Source organism: Nostoc sp. C96, from assembly GCF_059384975.1.
Map to the genome: position 1 here is coordinate 210532 of NZ_CM182020.1, position 24014 is coordinate 234545.

Annotated in this window: 16 protein-coding genes; 6 read left to right on the top strand and 10 right to left on the bottom strand. The window is 39.4% G+C overall.

Translation table 11 applies throughout. The features are described 5' to 3' along the window. Window positions 1–68 precede the first annotated feature (68 nt). The 5 genes from AC504W_RS00875 to AC504W_RS00895 all read right to left on the bottom strand — a co-directional run bounded on the left by AC504W_RS00875 (window position 69) and on the right by AC504W_RS00895 (window position 4929). Window positions 69–575, bottom strand: coding sequence for an acyltransferase (locus AC504W_RS00875; protein WP_494875768.1), 507 nt, complete (start codon window positions 573–575; stop codon window positions 69–71). A gap of 19 nt (window positions 576–594) precedes the next feature. Further along, window positions 595–1884: an ABC transporter ATP-binding protein gene (locus AC504W_RS00880; protein ID WP_494875769.1), complete on the bottom strand. Its 1290-nt coding sequence runs from the start codon at window positions 1882–1884 to the stop codon at window positions 595–597. A gap of 15 nt (window positions 1885–1899) precedes the next feature. Further along, entirely contained in the window at window positions 1900–2739 is an 840-nt protein-coding gene (locus tag AC504W_RS00885; RefSeq protein ID WP_096582334.1) for an ABC transporter permease, read from the bottom strand. Between the two features lie 31 nt (window positions 2740–2770). Next, window positions 2771–3199 (bottom strand): hypothetical protein, encoded by a 429-nt coding sequence (locus AC504W_RS00890; protein WP_494878801.1) that lies wholly within the window; start codon window positions 3197–3199, stop codon window positions 2771–2773. Between the two features lie 380 nt (window positions 3200–3579). After that, a complete protein-coding gene (locus AC504W_RS00895) occupies window positions 3580–4929 on the bottom strand; it encodes a glycosyltransferase family 4 protein (RefSeq protein WP_494875770.1) in 1350 nt (449 codons plus the stop codon). Window positions 4930–6216: 1287 nt separating this feature from the next. Here AC504W_RS00895 and AC504W_RS00900 point away from each other — a divergent pair. Further along, the gene (locus tag AC504W_RS00900; RefSeq protein WP_494875771.1) at window positions 6217–8391 is read left to right on the top strand and encodes a GumC family protein; all 2175 of its coding nucleotides are present in this window, start codon (window positions 6217–6219) and stop codon (window positions 8389–8391) included. 130 nt (window positions 8392–8521) lie between these two features. On the opposite strand, the gene AC504W_RS00905 is transcribed toward AC504W_RS00900, so the two are convergent. Further along, window positions 8522–8758, bottom strand: a complete 237-nt coding sequence (locus AC504W_RS00905; RefSeq protein WP_096585521.1) for a hypothetical protein — start codon at window positions 8756–8758, stop codon at window positions 8522–8524. 242 nt (window positions 8759–9000) lie between these two features. On the opposite strand from AC504W_RS00905, the gene AC504W_RS00910 reads away from it, so the two are divergent. Next, window positions 9001–11163, top strand: a complete 2163-nt coding sequence (locus tag AC504W_RS00910) for a Tex family protein (RefSeq protein WP_494875772.1) — start codon at window positions 9001–9003, stop codon at window positions 11161–11163. A gap of 187 nt (window positions 11164–11350) precedes the next feature. Here AC504W_RS00910 and dapF read toward each other — a convergent pair whose 3' ends face one another. Next, entirely contained in the window at window positions 11351–12190 is an 840-nt protein-coding gene (gene dapF / locus AC504W_RS00915; RefSeq protein ID WP_494875774.1) for a diaminopimelate epimerase, read from the bottom strand. Between the two features lie 174 nt (window positions 12191–12364). On the opposite strand from dapF, the gene AC504W_RS00920 reads away from it, so the two are divergent. Continuing rightward, on the top strand, window positions 12365–12583 hold the full coding sequence (locus AC504W_RS00920) for an Hfq-related RNA-binding protein (protein ID WP_096582344.1): 219 nt from the start codon (window positions 12365–12367) through the stop codon (window positions 12581–12583). A gap of 65 nt (window positions 12584–12648) precedes the next feature. Here AC504W_RS00920 and AC504W_RS00925 read toward each other — a convergent pair whose 3' ends face one another. Both AC504W_RS00925 and AC504W_RS00930 read right to left on the bottom strand, forming a co-directional pair. Then, window positions 12649–14967 carry a cation:proton antiporter domain-containing protein gene (locus AC504W_RS00925; protein ID WP_494875775.1) on the bottom strand — a complete coding sequence of 773 codons (2319 nt, stop codon included), beginning with the start codon at window positions 14965–14967 and terminating at the stop codon, window positions 12649–12651. A gap of 481 nt (window positions 14968–15448) precedes the next feature. Further along, on the bottom strand, window positions 15449–19624 hold the full coding sequence (locus AC504W_RS00930; protein WP_494875776.1) for a hypothetical protein: 4176 nt from the start codon (window positions 19622–19624) through the stop codon (window positions 15449–15451). Between the two features lie 858 nt (window positions 19625–20482). On the opposite strand from AC504W_RS00930, the gene AC504W_RS00935 reads away from it, so the two are divergent. From AC504W_RS00935 to cobT, 3 genes are all read left to right on the top strand, one after another. Further along, window positions 20483–21184: a Crp/Fnr family transcriptional regulator gene (locus AC504W_RS00935; protein WP_494875777.1), complete on the top strand. Its 702-nt coding sequence runs from the start codon at window positions 20483–20485 to the stop codon at window positions 21182–21184. Window positions 21185–21196: 12 nt separating this feature from the next. Then, window positions 21197–21961: a DUF2232 domain-containing protein gene (locus AC504W_RS00940; RefSeq protein WP_494875778.1), complete on the top strand. Its 765-nt coding sequence runs from the start codon at window positions 21197–21199 to the stop codon at window positions 21959–21961. 72 nt (window positions 21962–22033) lie between these two features. Then, window positions 22034–23152, top strand: a complete 1119-nt coding sequence (gene cobT, locus AC504W_RS00945; RefSeq protein ID WP_494875779.1) for a nicotinate mononucleotide-dependent phosphoribosyltransferase CobT — start codon at window positions 22034–22036, stop codon at window positions 23150–23152. Window positions 23153–23305: 153 nt separating this feature from the next. On the opposite strand, the gene AC504W_RS00950 is transcribed toward cobT, so the two are convergent. Next, complete coding sequence (locus AC504W_RS00950) at window positions 23306–23680, bottom strand: hypothetical protein (RefSeq protein ID WP_494875780.1); 375 nt, start codon at window positions 23678–23680, stop codon at window positions 23306–23308. Between the last annotated feature and the right edge of the window lie 334 nt (window positions 23681–24014).

Here is a 24014-nt window from a genome sequence, read left to right on the forward strand (position 1 = left end):
ACTAATCAGAATTTATTTTTTAGGTATTATCAATTGTTACTATTGAAAAGTGGCAACACACAATGCTCTCACAAAATGCTAGTTGAAATTTGTAAGTTTTGCCGATCGCGAACATCACCTATTACTTTAGCTGGTACTCCAACTACAATTGCATAATCAGGAACATCACGAGTTACCACTGCTCCCGAACCAACAATGGCTTTTTTACCAATGGTTACTCCTGGTAGGATAGTGGCGTTACTGCCAATAGAAGCACATTTTTTAACTAGGGTCTTTACTACACACCAATCATCTCCTGTTTTTAAACTACCATCTTCATTAGTGGCACGGGGATAAATGTCATTGGTAAACATAACTCCATGACCAATAAAGACTTCGTTTTCTAGGACTACGCCTTCACACAAAAAACTGTGAGATGAAACCTTACATCGCTCACCAATAATCACATCTTTTTGAATTTCTACGAATGCGCCTATCTTGGTTTCATCACCAATTTCACAACCGTAAAGATTCACCAGATTGGCATGAAAAATTGTGACATTTTTGCCTAATTTTACATCATCGTTGATTGGCACTTTACTCTACCTTTTGCTGTTATGAGATTTGTTCAACAGATTGCCAAACGGCATCTTCTAAATAAATACATTCATTAGGCTGCCATTCATATTCGGGACGCTCGAATTTGTGCATAGTCACTTCAAATGGGCAAATTTCTCTGAGATTTTCTAGTAAAGTCTCGCTGCGTCTTTCGGAAAACCATGTTGTTAAGGTGTATGAACCCATGTAAAGTCTTGATTTCGGAATTTCACACCGGAGAATAAATGTTCCGGGTTTTTTACAGAAGGGAGCATTTGATTCAAAAAACCAAAAAATACAAATCGGCTGCTGTAAAGAATTGACTATCTGAAAAGAAAAGCGCAGACTTTCATGAGGTTGAGTAATGTGTAATGCAAACTCAACGGTAATTGGTTCGCCCCAACAGTGAATTCCCTCAGTTTCCGATGTATGCACTCGCGCCCAAGCAATGTAATTGCCAGTTTTATTTGCAGGTGCTTGGTAGTATGCCTGTGGTAGGGAATCATCTTTTTGTCCAACTAAATATAGCTGTACAGCTTTATTGGTACTACCATCAAACTGAATGTTGCCTTTAGAAAGCAGGATACAGCGTTTTGTTAACTGGGCGATCGCGGCCATACTATGGCTAACAAATAAAACTGTCCGCCCTTCTTTGGTTGCGACATCATCCATTTTCCCTAAGCACTTTTTCTGAAATGCCGAATCACCCACAGCCAAAACTTCATCAACAATTAAAATTTCTGGTTCTAAATGGGCGGCAACAGAAAACGCAAGGCGCACATACATTCCGGAAGAATAGCGCTTCACTGGTGTGTCTAAAAATTTCTCAACTTCAGCAAAGGCTACTATTTCATCAAATTTCTGCTTAATTTCGACTCGACTCATCCCCAGGACTGAACCATTGAGATAGATGTTTTCTCGGCCTGTCAGTTCTGGATGAAATCCTGTTCCTACTTCTAATAAACTTGCCACTCTTCCTTGGATAGTAATACGCCCTCTGCTTGGTTCGGTAATGCGACTCAAAATTTTGAGGAGAGTGGATTTACCTGCACCATTACGTCCAATCACACCAATGGCTTCACCTTGTTTAATCTCAAAGGAAACATCATTCAATGCCCAAAATTCTTCAATAGATGGATTAGTTATTTTTTTATCGGCTGGTTTGAAAAGTTTCTGAGTCACGTATTTAGTGCCATCAGTAATCACATCACGCAAAGCTTTATAGCGAAAGCGACCGGAGTTCTCCTGCTGATGACTAATGATATATTTTTTACTAAGATTTTCAACACGAATTACAGTTTCTGACATCTGCTTTACTCCTTTCTAAATTACGTCAGCAAATGTCCGTTCTACTTTGCGGAAATACCAGATGCCACTTAGCAGTAAAAGTAAAACTAAGGCTAAAGATAAGGTAAATCCTGGCCAGTAAATTTTGGCATCACCGCCAAGAATAGCCCAACGAAATCCATCAATCACTCCTACCATTGGATTTAATGAATACAGTAATCGCCACTTTTCTGGTACAAGATTGCTACTAAAACCAACTGGTGATATGTATAATCCAAATTGGACAATAAATGGCACAATATAGCGGAAGTCACGATATTCTACATTTAATGCTGCAAACCACAGCCCAACTCCAGATGAAGCAGCAAAAGCTATCGCAATGAATAAGGGCAGTGTCAATATCCGCCAGTCAGGAACAAAATTATACCAAGCCATAAGTGCGAGTAGAATTATGCCAGAAATCATAAAATCTACAAAGCTGACTATTACTGAGCTCAGTGGCACAATCAGGCGAGGAAAGTAAACCTTCGATATCAAGTTGGCATTACCAATTAGGCTGTTGCTACAGTCGCTAAGGGAATTGGCAAAAAATTGCCAAGGCAACATCGCTGCGAAAACAAGAATTGGATAAGGTGCTGATGAAGGTAATTTTGCTAAATTGCCAAACACTACAGTAAATACAACCATAGTCAAAAATGGTCGGATTAACGCCCACGCTAAACCAACCACAGTTTGCTTATACCGCACCAAAATATCACGCCAGGCAAGAAAATATAATAGTTCCCGATAGCGCCACAAGTCTTGCCAATACTGTCGCTCCACTTTTCCAGCTTCCAGTACTAGCTCTTGTTTAGAAGCTATATCTTGACTACTCATAGTATATATTTAGTATCTTAATCTGTAATAGTTAACCTACAAACTGGAAATCTTTCATACCGTGATAACCAACTAGTCTTGATTGTCTACGAGTAAACTCTCCAACAGAAGGATTTCCATTTGGATTTATCACTCCTGTTGCTTGCTGCCAAAGTTCTTGTGGGGCTAGTGAAAGTTTATAGGTGCGATCGCCAGATTTTTGTACATGATACCATTTTGTCTGCTGGCATTCTTCACACCAAAAAGCTTCCAGCCATTCTCCTTCTATGGCAACTGTCGTGTGACTGGCAATTAGCATTAGAGCATTACGCTTACCCACACCTCGTTGCTGCAATTGACCTGGGTTTTCAGCAAATATTTGATATTTCTGACTGACGCTATCTATATAGCAACTGTGAATTGGGCAGTAAATAGCCCTTCTTTTTGAACGCTTCCGATTTCGGTCACACCTTCTCTGCAATTTTGCCTCCCACATTGATGAACTACAAAATAGATAAGTACGGAAGGTTTATTTGGAGGGACTGAGATCAAAATGACCATCGAAGCCCATCTCCTAAATTTTTACCAATTTGATTACTAATTTAGTTAGAATACTTCTTTTAACAATTGATTCAGCTGGTTATTGCTAAATAATCTATCTTAGTTTAGTTATAGTCTATTCAGATATATTAATTAGAGTCAGCTTTTAAATATTATGTTCCTCCTACCATAAAAATATAGATACTTAGTTATTAGTGAGTTCATTATCAACAGAGCTTTAATAAATTATCAAGATTGCATTGTTGAAACAAAACACTAAACTAATATTTTTCTAGGATAAAATGAATATCCTCTTAAAGTTTATTTTGTCTGCATTTGAGACACAGAGATCACTTCATCAGAGGCTATTGCTTGCTGTAAAACATCCAAGTACTGTTGAGAGATTAACTTAGGTGTGAAATGCGATCGCAAATATTGACGACCAGCTTTTCCCATCCGTTCTCCTAATTGTGGGTCGCGGCTCAGTAAGCGAATAAATTGAGCTAGTCCGTGTCCATCTCCATTGTCAAAAGTTGCACCACAGTTAGCTTCTGCAATCAACTGTCTTAGATAAGAGTAGGGAGAACAAATGACCGCTATAGGCCTCCCGGTTGCTAAGGCAGAGTAAAGCTTACTAGGAACAACCAAACCTTCTGTAGTTTCATCTACACTTACAAAGGACAAATCACAGGCTGTTAAAGAATATGGAAGTACTTGCTTATCTTGATATGGCAGAAATGTAAAGTTTCTCAAACCTAAGCGATTTACTTCCTTGATTAATTCTTCTCGCTTTGCGCCACCACCAATACAGACAAACTGAATTGGTTCATCTTGTAGTTCTTTGGCTGCTTCTAACATGGTTTCAATATCATGACAGCGCCCCATGTTGCCAGAATAGAGAACTGTAAATTTCTGCACAAGGTTATGCTTCCATGCAAACCAGTTTTCTTGTTTAGCAATTGGAACAATTAAATCTGGATTAGCCCAACTATGAATAACAGAAATCTTATCGCTGATTTGCGGGCAATGGGCTAATACCCGTTGTTTCATTGCTGGGCTTAAAACAATAATTCCCTTTGCATTTAACCAAACTTGTTGGTTAATTTTACGCCACATTCTAACTAGCCAATGACTCTTGGAAACTACTCCTAGAGCGATCGCAATATCAGGATAAAGATCATATATTATGCAGACATAGGGCAGCCTAAATAACAAATATCCTAAATATCCTAATAATGGCAAAAATGGTGGGGCTGTTGTAACTAACATCACATTGTTACGCCGCCAAGCTCTCAACATGTACAATAAGGCGCGTAAAGTGTATAACACACCATTAATAGCTTTGCCGCGAATTCTTCCTGGCCAAAGTTGAGCAGTCCGAGAGCGCTGAACTCGGAGGCGTTCTAATTTCTCAACTGATGGAGCTGCTGCTGAGTTAAACGCATACCCTGGTTGACTAGTAAAAACTTCTACATCTACTCCTTGCTGTCCTAACTGTTTTACTAATTCCTCAATTAACTGTCCGGTAGCAGCATAGTCTGGGGGAAAATATTGGGTAACTACAGACAATTTAATAGATTGCTGGACTTTTAAAGAATTGTCGCTTTCTTCTTCTAACCGAGTAGAAATGGATTGTAAAAATTTTTGGTTCATCCATTCATTGAGTCTCATCGGCGCTATCCTACTTAAGAATTTAGAGATTTATAGGGAAATATAACTGAACCACTAAAGCTCTTAAGTCATTAATCTATACAATTTAATACTAGTTGTTCATACCAGTTTTTAGTTTGCTGAAAGCCTGGCATGAGAATCACATACTCTGTGAAATTTCCCTAAACCTTACTCGTGTAATTCCGAGAGCTAGGAAATATTCATCACATAAGTAAGTAAATGTACTCTTGATTATGTATAATAAAATTTCTTAAACAGGGAAACACACAATTTACAATAAGTTTTATTTAAATATAAAACTTTTTTCGAGCGAGTTCTTAGCTCATACAGATTGATCATTTAAATAAAATTTGGGAATTTTACTTCCTATCGTGGAAATCTAATTTACCTCCTAGTATGAAACTTAATGTTTGTAAGATTTTAGCTTTTACTAATTTTATTGTTTATTAGTGACTGTATTCACTTTTCCTAAATTGCATACAATCACTAATTATGATCCTAAATAGTAAAATATCATGTTTCAAAGTTTACTCATAATCTTTATCAAAAATTTATTTTGAGCAAGTAGCTTTATACAATATCTTCATACAGTATATTTTTATTTAAGTACTAGTTCTTATGTATATTAAACTTCCTGCTCCTAATCAAGAACTAATTGGTGAACTAGGATTTTCTTAGACTCTTATTAAGAGTTTAATATGTCACCAATTTTTCTTTATAAAAAAATAATTATTATTGAAGAAATCAGTAGTTTAGGGAAAGTATATATGTTTAAGTTTCGTAAATTAGGTTACTGGTTTATTCCTATTCACAACTATATGAATCTGTAATTTACAGATTCCATCTAAAGATGATTAAGTATTTTTTTATTTATAAGTACTCCTCGACTAGAAGGGAAAAAATGGTTAATTCAAAATGACTATCTTGATATATTTTTTAACATATCAATTTTATCTAAATAAATGTAAAAAATACTATAAAATAATTTATTTTGTGTAGGTATATTAAACCTTTAATAAACTTAAAATAAATTTCTAACTTCAGTATAAACTAATTATAATCTAGTATAAATATAAAATTATTTTTCTGTCACAACAATATTTTTTCTTTAGATTTAGTTGTATTAAAAATTACTTTTAGATCCAGTATTGTTTAGGTAATAGTCTTATAAGTCGTATAAATTTTTGCAAAAACTCTCATTAAGTCATTATGGCTGCTATAGAAACTCAATCTAAAAAATTGTTATAAATAAATCTAGTATGGTTGACTACCAAGTATTCATAAATAATGGACAATCATCCTTCACAACACTCCTCCTCCGGACATAATAGCAACCCTGAACATCAATTTTTATCAAACCAACCTCTGCCGTGGGCTGAAGAATCAGAAGGTGGTTGGAACCTTCAAGAAGTTTTAGATATTTTACAGCGAAGATGGCTAACTATTGCTGGAGTTGCTACTGCTGCGATGGTCAGTATTGTTATCGGTTTAACACTGAACCCGACAAAGCCAGAATATGAAGCAAATTTTCAGATTTTAGTAGAACCAGTCAGTGACGATAGCAAAACTGTTGATGTGATCAAAGATGCTAATCCTAATTCAAATCAATCTACTCTAGATTATGATAGCCAAATTCAGATTCTTAAGAGTCCTGTAATCTTGGGAGATGTAATTAAACGCGTGCAAGTTGCCTATCCAGATATCAGTTATGATTTTTTAGCTAATTCTTTAAATGTTGTTCAGTTAGGTAAAACAAAAATTATACAAGTAAGTTATCGAGATAACGATCCAGATAAAGTTAAACTGGTTTTAGATAAAACTGCTCAATCTTACCTAGAATATAGTAAAGAAAAACGACAAACTAAAATAGGGCAAGGACTTCAATTTGTTGAAAAACAGCTAAAAATTTCCCAAAGTCGTGTTGATCAGCTGCAACAACAACTGCAAACTCTCAAACAAATATACAATCTGAATGATCCAGAAACTGAAACAAAAGCACTAGATGCCGAAACAGCAACTTTAAATGCACAAAAGCAAACAATTAATTTTCAGTTGGCACAAGCTCGTGCTAATTTAAACCTGCTTCAACAACCAGATGGTGCCAAAACAGCACTGAACACTGCAAATTTATATCAACAGCTAATCATTCAAAAAAATCAATTAGATGCTCAAGTAGCTGCGGATTCTACTCGGTTCCAATTAAATAATCCCACGCTCCAATCTTTGAAAGAAAGGCGAGACAGTTTGTTGCCTTTAATTGACCAAGAAGCCAAGCGCTTTTTAGATACTAAACGTGCTGAGATAGCAACTGGAATTAGAATTTTAGAAGTACAGAGTCTGACAGTGGCAAAAAGAGAACAGGAATTACAACAAAAACGTAAACAGCTACCTATTTTGTCCCGTCAATATACAGATTTACAAAGGAAATTACAAGTCGCTGTTGAAAGCCTTAATCGTTTTTTGTCTACTCGTGAAACTTTGCAAATTCAGAAATCTCAAACAGAATTTAGTTGGGAGTTAGTTCAAGCACCAGTTAAACCAGGATTTCCTGCTACTTCATCTAGTTTAAAAAAGAACCTCTTATCAGGATTAGCTGCCAGTATTCTGATAGGTATTGGTGTTGCTTTGCTACTAGAAAAGTTGGACAGTACATACAATAGCATTAAAGATTTAAAGGAAAAAGTAAAATTACCATTATTAGGTAGTATACCTTTTGAAAAGCAAATTCAGACTGAGCAAGATAACTCTCTGTTTCCTCGAAATCTTCCTTTGCTCAATTTACCAAAGTACTTCTCTGAATTTCTACCTAATTTAAATGTTGACACAGTTCACGAGAATAGTAACTATACTACAAATTTTTTAGAATCTTTACGGGTGCTTTATACAAATATTCAGCTTCTCAATTCTGATCACCCAATCCGTTCAATTATTATTACTTCATCTATGCCTGGTGATGGGAAATCTACAGTTGCTTTTAATTTGGCTCAAATAGCTACAGCAATGGGTCAAAAAGTACTACTAGTAGATGCTGATCTTCGCAGACCAACAATCCATAGTTTATCAAATTTAAGTAATCTGTGGGGTCTAAGTAATTTAATTTCGACCAATTTACCAGTAGGAGAAGCTATTCAGGAAATATCTACGTTGAGTCAATTATCTGTAATTACCTCTGGTCCAGTACCACCAGATGCTACAAAATTGTTATCTTCAGAGAAAATGAAGCGACTGATGACTGAGTTTCATAATTCTTTTGACTTGGTAATTTATGATGTACCTCCTCTAGTGGGGCTGGCTGATGTTAGTTTGCTTGCACCAAACACAGACGGTATTTTAATAGTCGCAAAAATTGGTAAAACCCAGTCCTTAGTTCTTAGCCGTGCTATTGACAATTTAAAACTTTCTCGGTTGAATATTCTGGGTATAGTTGGTAATGGTGAAAAAACTACCTTCAAGAGTTATTAAATTATCCCCATACAAGATGTGTAAATTTTTAGGGATGAATTTTTGGCTAAGAGACGGCGATCGCTTGTAGTTCATCATTTTATAGAATTAGTGGCGATCGCATCTGTCCTATTCTTTAAATTATTTCCATTTACTTTTTACTGGCTTGGGTATATTTTTTATCATTATCTCGTAGAAGTTTATTAGTAGTAATAACCACAAAAACCAGTAGCAATAGCTGGATTTGCCAAGGTGCTAAAACTAAACTCACGACTAGACTGATGATTGTAAATATACCAGTCAGGTAAGCTAATTCATCACTACATTTTTTGGATAAGTAACCAGTTGCTAAACCAGTAAACAGAGGAATTAAAAAAAACAAGGGCATTGCTATTCTTCTCCTAACGTAAAATGCCAAGAATTGAGAAGGTTTAATTTATATTGTTTTTATAATCATTGCTGTCAATCTTATATCTAAAGAGGTGTCTTCACAATCCTCTAAAGAAATAAACAATCAGCAAGTCACAATTCCGTAATTATCCAGTAAATAAGTTTAACACTCAGCGCTGTCACTATAATAACGATCTACGATATTACCTTAAGAAGTAACGTTTTCCCATTAGATACCCAATGCTAAACATTCCTCAACTATTAGCAACTGAACTAGACCTTAAACCTTATCAGGTGCAGAACGCGCTGGAACTTTTGGCAGAGGGTGCGACAGTTCCTTTTATTGCACGTTACCGCAAAGAGCGCACTGGAGAAATGAATGAAGTGCAATTGCGGGATTTATTTGATAAGTATAATTACTTAACAGAAATAGAAGCCAGAAAATCAGTCATTTTAAATGCGATCACCGAACAAGGTAAACTCACTGATGAGTTGAAAATGCAAATTATCTCTTGTCAACAAAAAACAGAGCTTGAGGATTTATACTTACCATATCGACCAAAGCGCCGTACTCGTGCCACAGTTGCGAAAGAAAAAGGATTAGAACCGCTGGCAGAGTTTATTAAATCGCTGAATATTAAAAATGGTATAGCTGCATCTTTAGAAGCAGAAGCCAGCAAGTATATTTCTCAAGAGAAAGGCGTAAAAACAGCAGATGAAGCGCTCAAAGGTGCAGCAGATATTCTCGCAGAAGCAATAGCAGAAAAAGCAGAACTCCGTGCTTATTTGCGTGACTACCTCTTAGAAGCAGGAGTTTTTGTTTCTCAGATTAAAGATGCTTATCCTGAAGGTACAACCAAATTTGAAATGTACCGGAATTATCAAATCAAAGTCAAAAATATTGCTCCCCACAATATGTTGGCATTGTGTCGTGGTGAAGCTGAGGGAGTATTAAACTTTGATATTAACTTTGATGAAGATTATGTGCTTAGTTATCTCGAATCTCAGGTAATTCACACAAAAGTTCGTGCAATTCGGGATTTCTACCAGCTGATGCTGAAAGATGCTTTCAACCGTCTGATGAAAACTTCTCTCACCGGAGAAGTAATTTCTATCAAAAAAGTTTATGCAGATATAGAATCAATCAAAACATTTGAAACTAATCTGCGCGAGTTATTACTGTCTGCACCAGCGGGAATGAAACCCACTTTGGCAATTGATCCAGGATTTAGAACGGGATGTAAAGTCGCAGTTTTAGATGAAACAGGCAAATTTTTAGAGTATCAGGCTGTTTTTCCCCACCAAGCAGCAGAACAACGCACTAAAGCTGCACAAACGATTAAAAATTTGATTGAAAAATATCAAATCGAGCTAATTGCTATTGGTAACGGAACAGCTTCGCGAGAAACCGATGAATTTGTAGCGCAAGTATTACAAACTCTCGACCGTAAACCAATTAAGGTGATGGTGAATGAATCTGGTGCATCCATATATTCTGCCAGTAAAGTAGCTTTAGAAGAGTTTCCTGATTTAGATGTAACAGTGCGGGGTGCGATTAGTATCGGTCGTCGTTTACAAGACCCCTTAGCGGAATTAGTCAAAATTGATCCCAAATCGATTGGCGTGGGACAATATCAGCACGATGTTGATCAAAAATTGTTGAAAAAGAAGCTGGATGACACTGTAGAAAGCTGCGTCAACTTTGTGGGTGTAGATTTAAATACGGCTTCTAAAGAACTTTTAACTTTTGTGTCTGGCATTACAGCCGCAGTTGCTAATAATATTGTCACCTACCGTAATCAAAATGGAGCGTTTAAAAATCGCCGTCAACTTCTGAAAGTACCGAAATTAGGGCCGAAAGCCTTTGAACAAGCAGCGGGATTTTTGCGGATTCGTAATGGTGAGCATCCTTTAGACAATACTGCTGTGCATCCTGAAAGTTACTCAGTTGTAGAGGCGATCGCAACTGACCTGAAAGTACCATTAAATCAAGTGATCCAAGTTGCGGAAAAACTCAAAAAAGTAGATATCAGAAAATATACCACCGATAGTATTGGTGAACCAACATTGCGCGATATTTTCAGCGAACTTGAAAAACCCGGTCGAGACCCCCGCGCCGAATTTAAGTATGCCACCTTTCAAGAAGGCATTAAAGAAATTAAAGATTTACAAATTGGGATGGAATTAGAAGGAATAGTTACCAATGTTGCCAATTTTGGCGCATTTGTGGATATCGGTGTACATCAAGATGGTTTAGTGCATATTTCCCAACTCGCCGATAGATTTGTCGAAGACCCTAAGCTCATAGTGAAGGTGGGACAAGTTGTCAAAGTTAGAGTCTTGGAAGTGAACGAGAAATTAAAACGGATTAGTTTGTCTATGAAAGCAGCCAAGCAATTTTAGATTTTGGATTTTGGATTTTGGATTGACAAACAACCCTTGATTTTGCATTAGTCCTCGTGGTGCGCCAAGCGCAGCGCAAGGGTTTTTGTTTCTAGCCGCGAATTCTATTCGTCGGGGCTAGGTGCAAGATATGTGACAATCCAAAATCTACAATCTAAAATCCAAAAAGGTATGACTGCTAACTTCTTCAAGCAGTACCCTTAAACACTCGATCAGCAGGGCCAGTCATATAAATTCGTTGGTCTATTTCTGACCATTCAATTTCTAAGCAACCTCCTGGTAATTCTACAGTCGCCAAGCGATCGCATTTTCCAGTTAACACGCCAGCCACTAAAGATGCACAAGCACCTGTACCACAAGCTAATGTAATTCCTGCACCTCTTTCCCATACCCGCATTTTCAGGTAGTCACGACTCACCACTTGAATAAATTCGGTGTTGGTTCTTTGGGGAAAAACTGGGTGATGTTCAAATTTTGGGCCGATGGTTTCTAAGGGAATCGCGGCGACATCTTCAACAAAAGTGATGCAGTGGGGATTACCCATGCTCACACAAGTGACTTCCCAAGTTTGGCCTGCGACTTCTAGAGGTTGATTAATCACTTTGGCATCAGCAGCACCCAAGGTAGTCGGGATTTCGCCAGCGAGTAGCCGAGGTAAACCCATATCCACCTTAATTTGACCATCCGGTGTTAGCTGGGGTGTAATTGTACCCGCCAAGGTATGAATATGATATTTATCTTGAGTGCGGGATATACCTTCTAAATCGGCGAGAAATGCGGCTAAACAGCGAATACCATTACCACACATTTCCGGTTCTGAACCATCGGAATTAAAAATCCGCATAGTGTAGTCAGTACCGTTTTTTCCGGGTAAAGCAAAAATCACACCATCTGCACCAATACCAAAATGGCGATCGCACCACTCAATTGCTTTCTCTGGTGTTAGTAATGGTGAGGCTGACGCGCGATTGTCAATTAAAATAAAGTCGTTTCCTAGACCGTGATACTTAGTAAATTCGATTGCCATTTTTCCAATGATGAATTATCAATGATTAGGAAAGTATGAAGTGTGAAGTATGTAGACACCTTTTAGGTGGCTTGCCGCAGGCTAGTATGAAATTTTATCCTTCATAATCGATCATTCATACTTTACAACTCCTTACAGAAAACATTTTTTATTGTGCATAAACCATCATCAAACATGGCGATAACTGATTTTGATACGTCACTACCAAGCATTCGGCAAGTGCAGAACCTGATTAAACAAGCCGCAGTAGTTGAATTCAAACTGGTGACAGGCGACCTGTTGACAGGTAAGGTTTTATGGCAAGACCCTGGTTGTGTTTGTATTGCCGATGAAAACAACCAGCAAACAACCATTTGGAAACAAGCGATCGCCTACTTCAAACCCAAAGGTTAATCCTCAAAGCTGTTCCAAAGAAAGAGAGACTAGAGGTTCAAGACTAGTAATTTTACTCAGCACTCTTAAGGCAGAAACTCTTTGAGCGTTTGTGCTTCATTAGTTTTGGCGATGGGTATAGACAAAGGTATTTTGTTGGCTGGGGCAAATAAAGATTGTAGTTGATTCAAACTGGGTAAGCTACCACATAATAATAATTGGTCGCCAACTCTGAGGTCTGTTTTGTCATCAGGGCGGCGAATAAACTTGCCATCCCGCCGTAGTGCTTGCACCTTCACTGATTGCTCATGATTTTTCAAGTCAGCCAAGGTTTTATTTTCCACAGGGGAATCAGCCTCGACAGCTATCCATTGGCAAGCGCTATGTTCTCCTGGAACAGCTATCTTACCTTGAGCAAATTCTTCTAAGGCTGCTAGTTCCTCAGATGCACCGACAACTAATAGGCGATCGCCTTCCTCTAATTTAGTTTGATTATTAGGATAGTCGATTTCATGGCCGTTAGCGCGGCGAATCGCCATCAAGCTGACCCCTGTTAAGTAACGCATATCTGCTTCTTCTAAGCTCATCCCAATGAGAGGTGAAGTAGATGGTATTGCATACCAGCGCCGATTTAAATCGCGGGTTGCTTGGTGTAAATCGCGGGAAACTTCTGAAGCAGAACGCTCTGGGCGCAAATCCAAGTAATGATCGTTACGGATTTGCTGCATTTCTCGTTGTACCACAAATTGCGAGAAGCCCAAGTCATTTAATAAATAAGTTGCCATTTCTAAACTGGCTTCGAATTCTGGTTGAACTACTTCCCTCGCCCCTAATTGATAAAGCACTTCAATATTTTTGTCTTGGGTAGCGCGGACAACTAGATTTAATTCTGGGTGTAATTCTAAAGCGCGTTTCAGGCTAAGGCGCGTACTCATGGGGTCAGGAAGTGCGATCGCCATTCCTTTCGCATGATTGACACCTGCGGTTTCCAAAACGTGAAAACTCACGCAGTTACCGTAAACATAAGGCACTCCTGCATCTCGTAACTGCTGAATTCGACTTTCTGATTGGTCAATAACTACTACAGGTAAGTCATGCTGTTGCAATAACTTGACCAAATTCTTACCTACACGCCCATAGCCACAAACAACTATATGGTCTTTTATCGGTAATTCTTCCGATACATCCCGCGCTTCACCTTCTCCCGCTAAATAGGGTTTCAGCCAAGGCATAGATTCGGCAAAATTAAATAACAATGGTAGTAGCCGCAGTACAAAAGGAGTCAAAATCAGGGTAACTGCTGTAGTTCCTAAAATTAATAAATATATTCGTCGGGATACTAAACCTAATACTTGTCCTTCACTGGCTAGTACAAAGGAAAATTCCCCAATTTGTGCCAGTCCTAAACCAGCAATTAAGGCTGTTTTCAATGGGTAGCGGAACAGTTTGACTAAGGGCGTAATAATCAAAAACTTACCGACAAACACCAACGCCACTAAACCTAAAATTAATTCCAGATTCTGCCACAAAAACATCGGGTCAATCAGCATCCCAATGGCCGCGAAGAACAAACTGGCAAAAATATCTCGTAGCGGTTCTACGTAAGTTAGGGTTTGGTCGGCGTATTCCACCTCAGAAATCATCAAGCCGGCGACAAAGGCCCCCATTTCAATTGACAAGCCCAGATACTCTGTTAACAGAGCAATACCTAAGCATAGAGCTACAACACCTAGTAAAAATAATTCTCTGCTTTCCGTGCGGGCTAACAGTCGCAACAATGGCGGTATGAGCCAAATCCCCGCCACGACAGCCCCAGCCGCAAATAAACCAATCCGTACCAGGGCTGTGAGTACAGCTACACCAATTACTTCTGCTGGTGCGTGCAGTGCAGGTAAAACCGCCAGCATTAGCCCTAAAGCCAAGTCCTGCACTACCAAAATCCCCAACATTACCTGTCCGTGGGGCGTTTCCGTCTCGTTACGCTCCATCAAACACTTGAGGACAACGGCAGTGGAAGATAAGGAAAGAATTGACCCTAAGAATACACCTTTAGCGGGTAAACTGCCCCAAGCTCCCGTTACGCCACACACCAGCACTGTGACTAAGATTGTCAAGGCGATTTGTAGTCCACCTCCACCAAGAGCGATCGCTTTTACTTTTTTTAATTCAGCAAAAGAAAATTCTACGCCCAAGGCAAATAAGAGAAAGGCTACCCCGAACTGCGCTAAAGTTTCTACTTGAATAACCTCTTTAATCAGCCCTAGCCCCGCAGGCCCAACAACCATTCCCCCAATGAGATAACCCAGTAGCACGGGTTGTTTTAAAAGGGATGCCAACAGTCCCCCACAGGCTGCGACTCCCAAAACTAGTACTAAATCGACAATTAATCTAAAATCTTCCTGCACAATCTTTAAAAAGAACTATTAAGACCTGTTAACTTCAGCATACAAATTTTTATCTATCTAGGGGTTAAATTGTTGGTATAAAGGCAACAAAATTTGTGCTTTCTTCGGGAAACTGCCTAATTAAAACTTATTGAATAAACCTACACAGTTTATGCTATGTAAGCACCTACCATAAAATGGAAAAATACTTTAAATAATCTGCGTCTCATTACCCAACCATTTTTACTATGTTGGTTAATTTATCCCTGGTTCAGTATTTTCCCTAATTCACATTTATTGCTGGGATTCAAGCATTGAATTGCTGCAATGAATCAGTTTAAACCCTGTTATGCTTCTGAATGATTTTGCTCGTCAACTACTTGCTTATTCTGGAAAGTGACAGAAAAGGGATATTTCTGATAAATTAGCAGACTTGGCAAGATTCAGATAGCTGAAACTGTTCCCTGTTCCTTGTTCTCACAGATCACTTTTTCAGCAAACCCTACATAGGAACATTAACAAAGTTAACTGTGTATGGTTCCTCTAAAGATTGCTGTGTACTAGTTTTCACTGCTGCTAAATAGCGTCGCAAAGCAGACAATTGCTGAGAGTTAGGACGATAGCTGAGATTACCTTGCTTTTCAAATAGGGGTGCAGTTGCGATCGCCTGATAATCTAAATTCTGAGATGAATTCTGGGTTAACCATGCTGACTCAGGTGGCGATGGAATCAAACCCGCAGGTAATTCTCCTTCTAAAAATGCCAATAATCTTTGCTGACAAATACTTGTATTAATTCCCCTTCCCTCAAACAATTGCAGCACTTCGTTAAAGGACAAACTTCGCTCTGGTAACAGCCGCAGCAATTCTGTAAACAGAAAGTAGTCAGTATACTGTTGTCGCGGTTCTTCTAAAATCTGGGGATGTAAAGGTAACATTGCTAAACCCAATGCAACCCGGCTGCAATTCGGTGCGCCATTTTCCCCTAAATACGCATCCTGCATAATCTTGGCGTTGGGGAGTTTTTGCTTGAGCCAATGATGCACAACTCCTAATGATGCAACTCCACCAGTCAAGATGGCTTGATTAATGGCTTCGGTGGGGATACCCCGCGCGACTAGCAATTTATTTAATTCGCGGTTCAGCCGTCGCACAAAGGGGACAAACACCTGATTTTCTAAGTCCCGTCTTTGTAGTTTCCACTGTTGGTCTGCCAAATCCAGGGTGAAATTTTCTTGGTGTTGCAAAATTAACTTTAATGCGAGAGCAGCTTCGAGAGCAGCTTGTCCTAATATTGAACTTTCTAGGCGCTGTTGTAAGCGAATTCGCACACCAATATCTGGCTCTCCGGCTCTTGGTAAATCAAATTTATCTAACCCCAAACTTTGCCACTGCATTTTGTCGATATCAGGGAAAGCTGGTTGCCAATGCCAAGAGCTACTAGTATTATTTTGACCACTATCTGGAATATCTTTGCGTGATTGCCGATATTTTGGCGGAATCAGCAACTGACAAATAATATCTTGTTCTATTCCCTTACTTGCATAAGGAAAACTGTGCAGCATAAAATCTTGGTGCGCTAATTGCAGCAGATTTTCTGGGACATCAACCAAAGCCATTTCGGTGGCGGTTGCGCCAATATTAATCACCAAAGTATTGCCCAGCAAAGATTCTGTGGTTTGGACAGGCTGTAAACCAGTGCGATCGCTCACTTGAATGATTTCGCCGTGACTTTGATCGAATAAACTAATTAAACTGGCGATCGCTTCTTCTACAAAAAATACTTGCTGGGGATGTTGAATCAGTTTGCTTGTCAGCAAAGCTTCCCGCACATTAAATCTATATTGTTCTGACCAACTAGAAGGACAAGTGCAGATAACACCAGCGATTTTACCGACAATTGTGTGGAACGTCGGCTGATTAATCCCCACAGCCATAGCCACTAAACCTTGAGTTGTGCTTTGGCGATCGGATTTTAATGTTAAAAGTAACTTAGAGAGCGATCGTACCACCCAAATTAATGGCCCTGCCGAAAACTCATTGAATTGCAGCACAGGTTCCCATTTTTGCTCTTCATTTTTATAGGGAATCGCCACTTGTAAATAAGGCTTTAATTGTGCGGAACATTGGCTACTCTTGACATTAGTTCCACCATTTGAAACTGTAGCATTTGGTAGATAAACTTCCGCAGGTAAACGAAATGAATGTTGAAAAGAAGTCGCGCCTGGAATATTTTCTGCCGACCAGTAAATAGGATACACCACCGACTGGGAGCGATTTAACAAAGCCGCAGAAATACCTGTTGTTCCCAAATCAATACCTAAATACCATACCGAGTTATGCACATCGACGGTCAGTTCTATCTGGCTGGGAGAAATGGAACCAGTTGTAGCTTCCTTTTTTTTTTCGTTGGCGGGACTAAAGTTTAAATCAGCTTGTGTTTGTGGCAATGATATAGGTGCAACTGGTGGTACAGCCGGACGCGAAAAAGCCACATTTGGCGTGTGGTCTACTGTTTGCGGATGAGGAAAAGTAACATCTGGTGGTTCGCTCTCTGCCAGACTGTAGACATCCGCTGACTGATAATTGAGCAACTCATCAAAATTAGCTAAATCTTGATTTAATTGCTGCAACTGTGATTCATTCAAAGAAATCTCCGGTAAATTTGCCGACTGCATTACCTCTGGCGCAAGCAAATTCTCCTGGGGGGAAGCCGCAATATATATATCTGATAAATTCTCCTGGGGTTCCGCATCAGAGGTATCTGCAATTTCTGGAGTTGGTTCATCCAAAGTTAGTACGATTTCTGCGGGTGATAAACCAGGCCATAAATTCTCTTCACTACTCTCCTCAGCGAACAGTTCACTTAAAGAAGTAATCGTATCAGTATGTTCTGGCTGAACTGGAATATTTTCACGTAGGGAAGGAGAATAACTGAGTGTAGCGCTGAATAATTCCGGCTCTTCCTCAAAAAATAATTTTTGTTGGAAATCCGATGATAAATCAATAAATTGCGGCGAATCAGTTGGTATGTTTGGCGGTGGAGTGGAACTCGGTTCAAACAACCCTGCATCTGACTGAGTGAATATCGACTCTGGTAAGCCAACATTCCCATCAAATAACGGTGTTAGTGGAGGGTTATCACTAATATTTAATGCGGCAAAATCTGCTGTGACTCCTGGAGATGTTTCTGGTTCTTTTACAGGAGTGCTGAGAGATGCGGTGTCAATAATATTTGCGGAAAAATCCGGTGTTGGTTCCTCTGGCTTAGGCTCAACACTCGATTGAGTGACAGAACTAATATTAAATAAACTGGCGTAAAGTTGATCTACCTCATCAGTATCAGTCAACTCCATATTCTCTGGTGCTGAGTCACTGAATATCTCTAAAAGTTCTGGGGGAGGAGTGACAGCTTCGGGAGTAGGTAAGAGTGATGGCGAATTTAATGATTGTGGGGTCTGTTCCCTGTTCCCTGTTCCCTGTTCCCAGGTGGAAGTAGGTAGGAGTGATGGCGAATTTAATGGTTGTTGTGGAGTATCATCCGCTAATTGCTCCCAGTTCTCCAACCCTTCCAATTCCAAAGGTGTTGTCGAATTATCCCCAGCTTGAGTCACAATACCTGTTAGTTCTAACAGCATGGCATCCAAATCGTTAGCTGCCACATCAGATGCAAATTCGACTTCTGGTTCTGGCAATTCTAATGCTGGATTTGTGGCTTCTGTCTTGGTAATAGCAGGTGGGGTAGTTTCTACAGTAACAGCATCTTCTTTCGTTGGGAATGGCGATCGCCCTGATGTTTCCTGAACTACCGCCGCGGGAATTGAGGTAGGAAGTTGCTGCAATTGCTGAGTCCAATTATTCAAGAAACTCACCAGCAACTGTTCCCCTTGCAAGCCTGTACTGTGCATTCTCGCCAGTGCTTGCGACAAGGATTCATGATAAGTATTAATATTACGTTGTAGTGCGTCAAAAACAACATTCACCGTTCCATCTAAAGACAGTAAACGTTGGTCTAATTCCTTAGCAAACTGAGTTAACCGTTCTACCTGTGTTGAAGATTCTAATGCAGACACACCCGTAGCAGATGTTCGTTCTATAATGTTGTGCTGACTTGGGCTAACAGCATTCAACTCATTCGCCATATTCGAGTTGATATGCGGTGCGACAGTAGGAACAAGGCGACTCATTAGTACCTGTAAAAATTCCCCAATAATTTGCTCTTGATTCGCTAACTGTTGACTTAAAGAGTAATTTTGCAGTCGCCTCTGCTCTAACTGCCGAATTTCCTGCATCAGGGTCGAGCGTTCTTGCAACAGCGCTGTTAATTCTGCTTGGAGTGGCTGAATTAATATCGCCAATTCACTTTTGAATTGGCTACTCAGAACACTATTTTCTGCTGACTCAGATGAAGATAACTCTCTTGAAGATGGGTTATTTACTTGTTCAGCAAATTTTGCCAACAACGGTGATGTTTGCATCTGTCCCGTTGGCTGAGGAAGATAGCCTTGTAAATCCTCAGTTTCCTTTAAATTCACCAGGAAGTTGCGAACTCGTTCTAAAACCTCTCTGGCTTCTGGCGCTTGACCAGACAGCAACTTCGGCAGTCGCTTACCATTGTTAGTGAGTAAGTTATCAATATCTGCGATCAGTTTTTGAATTTCATCAGCGCGGGAAGTCACTTTGAATTACCTTAGCTAGAACTGGATTTTAACTTGGGTGAGAAATTGACGCTTATCAAAGTTAAGAACGGTAGCAACTGCCCCTCAGACTTCTGACGGCAATTTATGATAACTAGGCATCATGGTAATTAGCTGGAGTGCTAATTGAAGTACCAGGATACAAAAATATTCCCTAATTGTCAGCCAATTGGTTGACTAGGCATTTTGCTCTTTTACCCTACAGGCGATGTTACAGCCTCTGGGACTTCACAATCAAAAACATAAAAAAATGCAACAAATCGGCCAGGAGTCTAGAACCAACTGGCATCTGATCACAGACACCACATCAACAAGGCAAATTCCCTCCACTTTACATCCACATGCGCCATTAATCTAGCTAAGGAGTATAGGAATGGCAAGTTAGCTAGAACACAAAAAATAATTTGGATAACCTACGCACAAAGGTTAGTGGTTGACATTGGGACTGACAGGTGTAGGTTTTTGATGATATGTCTGGGAAACTTGGTTATAGACTTTAAGGGTATGGGGATGTAGGGAATGATCAATTTTCCGAAGATTTTCCGTTAGCAAAAATTAACTAGTTTGAGTATCATTAATGTGGTTTACCTAAATTTTTTAGTAAATATTTTTGCAATGCAGCTAGGTTTTCAAACTTCTCCCAGAGGCACTTAGACATTACTTACAAAAGTTTTACTCTATTTAAACTGCGTCAGTGAGACTGTTCTTACAAATGCTTTTATTGTGATTTTGTTTACTGGGCTGAAGTCTGTATTGAAAAAAGTCTTAGCCTTGATGGCTTAGGCTGAAATTAGCTCTGTTGTTTGTTTTGTGTGTAATACCTTTAATGAAGATGCCGTAATGGGAGACCGATATAGCTTGCAAGAAGAACCTATTCATCCGTGGATTAGAACCGCTCCCTTTTTTCAAGGGTTGCCCGAATCAGCGGTGGAAGCAGCCCTTATCCATCTGGTGACTCGAACACACCCAGCAAATCAAGTGATTTTGTTGGAAAATGACTGGGGTGGTTCTGTATATTTCATCTTTGAGGGTTGGGTAAAAATTCGTACTTATAATTTGGAAGGTAAAGAAGTAACTCTGAATATTCTGGGTAAAGGCGAATTATTTGGTGAAATGGCAGCTTTAGATGAAGTGCCTCGTTCTACCGATGTGATTACTCTTACTACTACAGTTATCGGCAGTCTACCATCTCAAGATTTTGTTAAGTTACTCCAAATAGAACCCTTGGCAGGGGTAAGATTATCCAAGTTGATGGCTAGGCGCTTGCGGCAAGTAAATCGTCGTCTACGGTTGCGAGAATCTGATAGTCAATCGCGGGTAGCAGACACTTTGTTATTTTTAGCAGAAGGGCAGGGCAAGCGATCGCTCACAGGAACAGAAATTCCGAATTTGCCTCACCGAGAATTGAGTAGTTTAAGTGGACTGGCGCGAGAAACCGTGACAAGAGTCTTGACTAGGTTAGAAAAGAAAGGGTTAATTCAACGGGATCAAGACACTATTTCCATCCCCGATGTGTTAGCCCTGGAAAGATTGATTGTATAAAAAATTTTCAAAATGAGTATTGTCCATTCTCTGCCCGAAGAGCCAGAGGAAAGCCCATCTTCTGAATCTCCATTTTCTCACCAAGAGGAATTACAACAAAACGACAATTCCCATCATTCTGGGAACCATAGTCAATTACAATCTCCTCATTTAAAAGCTGTTGCACCTTTAAGAATGGTAGAAACGGCATTTTTAGCTAGTACTGCCAGCTTAATTTGGTTTATTAATTTTTATTTTCCTTTGGGGCCAGTATTGCGGATATTTTTTCCAGTACCGATCGCTCTAGTTTACCTGCGCTGGGGACAAAGAGCCGCATGGATGGCCGCAGTTACTTCTGGCTTGTTGTTATCTGTACTCATGGGGCCTGTTCGCAGTCTCTTGTTTGTCATGCCGTATGCTTTTATGGGCGTACTCTTGGGCGCAACCTGGAATCGTCGCGTTCCTTGGATTGTGTCTATTACTTTAGCGACACTTTTAGGCACTTTAGGTTTCTTTTTTCGGATGTGGTTACTGTCTATATTGTCCGGCGAAGACTTATGGATTTATTTAATTAACCAAGTTACAGATATCATCGAGTGGATATTTCTCAAACTCGGATTATTAAATACTCCCAGTGTATTTTTGATTCAAGTCGGAGCTTTTGCCTTGGTTGTTATTAATAACTTTATTTATCTATTTGTGGTACACCTAGCTGCATGGCTACTACTAGATCGTTTGGGCAATCCTATTCCCCGTCCTCCCCGCTGGGTGCAAGTCATGATGGATTATGAAGGGTAGAGAAGGCAGGAGGCAGAAGTCCAGAGTTTTTTAATTATTGACTTTTGACTTTTGACACTTGATTCTTAATTTATGATTAGTATTTATACTCAAATAGAACAAGGTAAAGCCTGGATTAATAAATATCGTGGTAATTTACCTGTGTTTGCCTGTGTGTTAGGTTTTACAGAAACTGCTTTGATTCCCGGAATTTCAGCGGCTGGAAGTACGCCAGAAGACCGCAAGTACACAGCTTGCGCGGATGCTGAATTTTTATACTACGGTGCAGCACATCAACCGCAGTATTCTTTACCACCACTCACAGCGGGAGCATCGCCTGTGTTAATTTCTCGCGCTGTGGTGGAAGCACTCAAAATTCCAGTTTATTTATTTAATGCGGGATTACCTCAGTTCCCGGCTGTACCAGCAATTGATTTGGGTGGTTCCTTGGCTGAGTGTGTAAGTACAGGTAAGGCGATGGAATTAGCCACAGTCAAACATTTGCTAGAACAAGGAATGATTTGGGGTGATCGCTTGGCGGCTGAAGTTCCACAAAGTTACGTAATTTTGAGTGAATGCGTTGTTGGCGGTACGACAACCGCTTTAGCTGTTCTCACAGCTTTAGGAATAGATGCGATCGGCAAAGTCAACAGCAGTCACCCAATTTGTAACCATCAGCAAAAGTGGGAAATAGTTCAGTCGGGGTTACAAAAAATTCCCCATAATTCCCATCCTTTAGAAATCGTGGCAGCCGTGGGTGATCCTATGCAAGTGGTAGTGGCGGGAATGGCGATCGCCGCTAGTCGTCGTTCTGGGGTAATACTAGCAGGTGGAACACAAATGCTGGCCGTTTACGCTTTAACTACAGCAATTTCTCAAACACTTAACTTATTTTGGCAACCCACAGAGGTAATTGTCGGTACAACCCGCTGGGTAGCAGAAGATCCCACCGGTGAGACTGTTGATTTAGCCCTCAGCTTAGATAAAATCAGCAAAACTCAAGGTACAAATCCACCTTTACTATCAACACAACTAAGTTTTGCCAATTCCCGTTATCCCCAACTCCAAGCTTATGAGCAAGGTTTTGTCAAAGAAGGTGTAGGTGCAGGAGCCGCTTGTATTACAGCCTATCTCTACCAAAATTGGTCACAATCTCAACTTTTAGCAGCTATTGAAGACCAATTCCAGCGGCTTAGTCAATCTAAAATTTAGCTCAATACGTTTCATTTAATAGGAAAGGTAACTTCAGACATTGTTGATTGCTGAAAACTTTAACTCAGCACTTTGCTGAAGTATCACCTCAATGCAAAAGTACCGGACTGAGAAAGCTCCGGTAAATTCTGGGAAATATTGACTATTGAACCATTAATGAATTCTTTCTCGGAGTAATTGTTCTTCTAATGCCGCAATCCGATTGTAGGCTGCGGTTAATTGCGCTGTCAGTCGTTGTATCTGAATTTCTGGTGTTAAAATCTTATCCCCGCCTTGACGATTCATATCTAAATAAATGCCATCAGTTAGAACATCCTTATGTTCCAACTCTGGATTCAAACTAATTGATCCTTTTAATTGATAAGGAAAACTATCATTATTTTCTTGATAGTTATCTTTTGCTTGTGTTTTCGCTAAGGAGCATTCTGAGAAAGCCTGAGCCACTTTAAAATCAAGCTGCTCAATTACCTGGTAGAGGGCATCCAGTTTATGGCTTAAAGTCAGGATCTGGTTTTGTAATGGCTCCATCTAATACCCTCGTCAGTATATTTCCTCCATGTTATTCAATTTACTGGCAATGTTAAACATACTTATGAATTATTTAATTATTCAAATATTCTGTCGGAATGAAATAACTAAGTTATTAAATATCAATGCTTCTTAAATATTAATTAAAGTTATAGCTCCATTTTTTATTAAAAAATGTAAACTTAAAGGAATTTATTTTGAGAAAAACCTGAAAACGTAAAAAATAAAAAACTATTTACAGATAACTTAAGGTAAAAAACATATTTTTACCGTTAATATAGTTCTCTCATAATTCATAGTTTTCTGACAATTGTTTTTTAATTCAATTTTAATT

Bases quoted from the DNA above. Each gene is read 5' to 3' on its own strand.
- AC504W_RS00910 (WP_494875772.1), top strand. From the start codon at position 9,001: ATGCTAAACATTCCTCAACTATTAGCAACTGAACTAGACCTTAAACCT.
- AC504W_RS00895 (WP_494875770.1), bottom strand. From the start codon at position 4,929: ATGAGACTCAATGAATGGATGAACCAAAAATTTTTACAATCCATTTCT.
- AC504W_RS00880 (WP_494875769.1), bottom strand. From the start codon at position 1,884: ATGTCAGAAACTGTAATTCGTGTTGAAAATCTTAGTAAAAAATATATC.
- dapF (WP_494875774.1), bottom strand. From the start codon at position 12,190: ATGGCAATCGAATTTACTAAGTATCACGGTCTAGGAAACGACTTTATT.
- AC504W_RS00905 (WP_096585521.1), bottom strand. From the start codon at position 8,758: ATGCCCTTGTTTTTTTTAATTCCTCTGTTTACTGGTTTAGCAACTGGT.
- AC504W_RS00920 (WP_096582344.1), top strand. From the start codon at position 12,365: ATGGCGATAACTGATTTTGATACGTCACTACCAAGCATTCGGCAAGTG.
- AC504W_RS00885 (WP_096582334.1), bottom strand. From the start codon at position 2,739: ATGAGTAGTCAAGATATAGCTTCTAAACAAGAGCTAGTACTGGAAGCT.
- cobT (WP_494875779.1), top strand. From the start codon at position 22,034: ATGATTAGTATTTATACTCAAATAGAACAAGGTAAAGCCTGGATTAAT.
- AC504W_RS00900 (WP_494875771.1), top strand. From the start codon at position 6,217: ATGGACAATCATCCTTCACAACACTCCTCCTCCGGACATAATAGCAAC.
- AC504W_RS00950 (WP_494875780.1), bottom strand. From the start codon at position 23,680: ATGGAGCCATTACAAAACCAGATCCTGACTTTAAGCCATAAACTGGAT.
- AC504W_RS00940 (WP_494875778.1), top strand. From the start codon at position 21,197: ATGAGTATTGTCCATTCTCTGCCCGAAGAGCCAGAGGAAAGCCCATCT.
- AC504W_RS00935 (WP_494875777.1), top strand. From the start codon at position 20,483: ATGGGAGACCGATATAGCTTGCAAGAAGAACCTATTCATCCGTGGATT.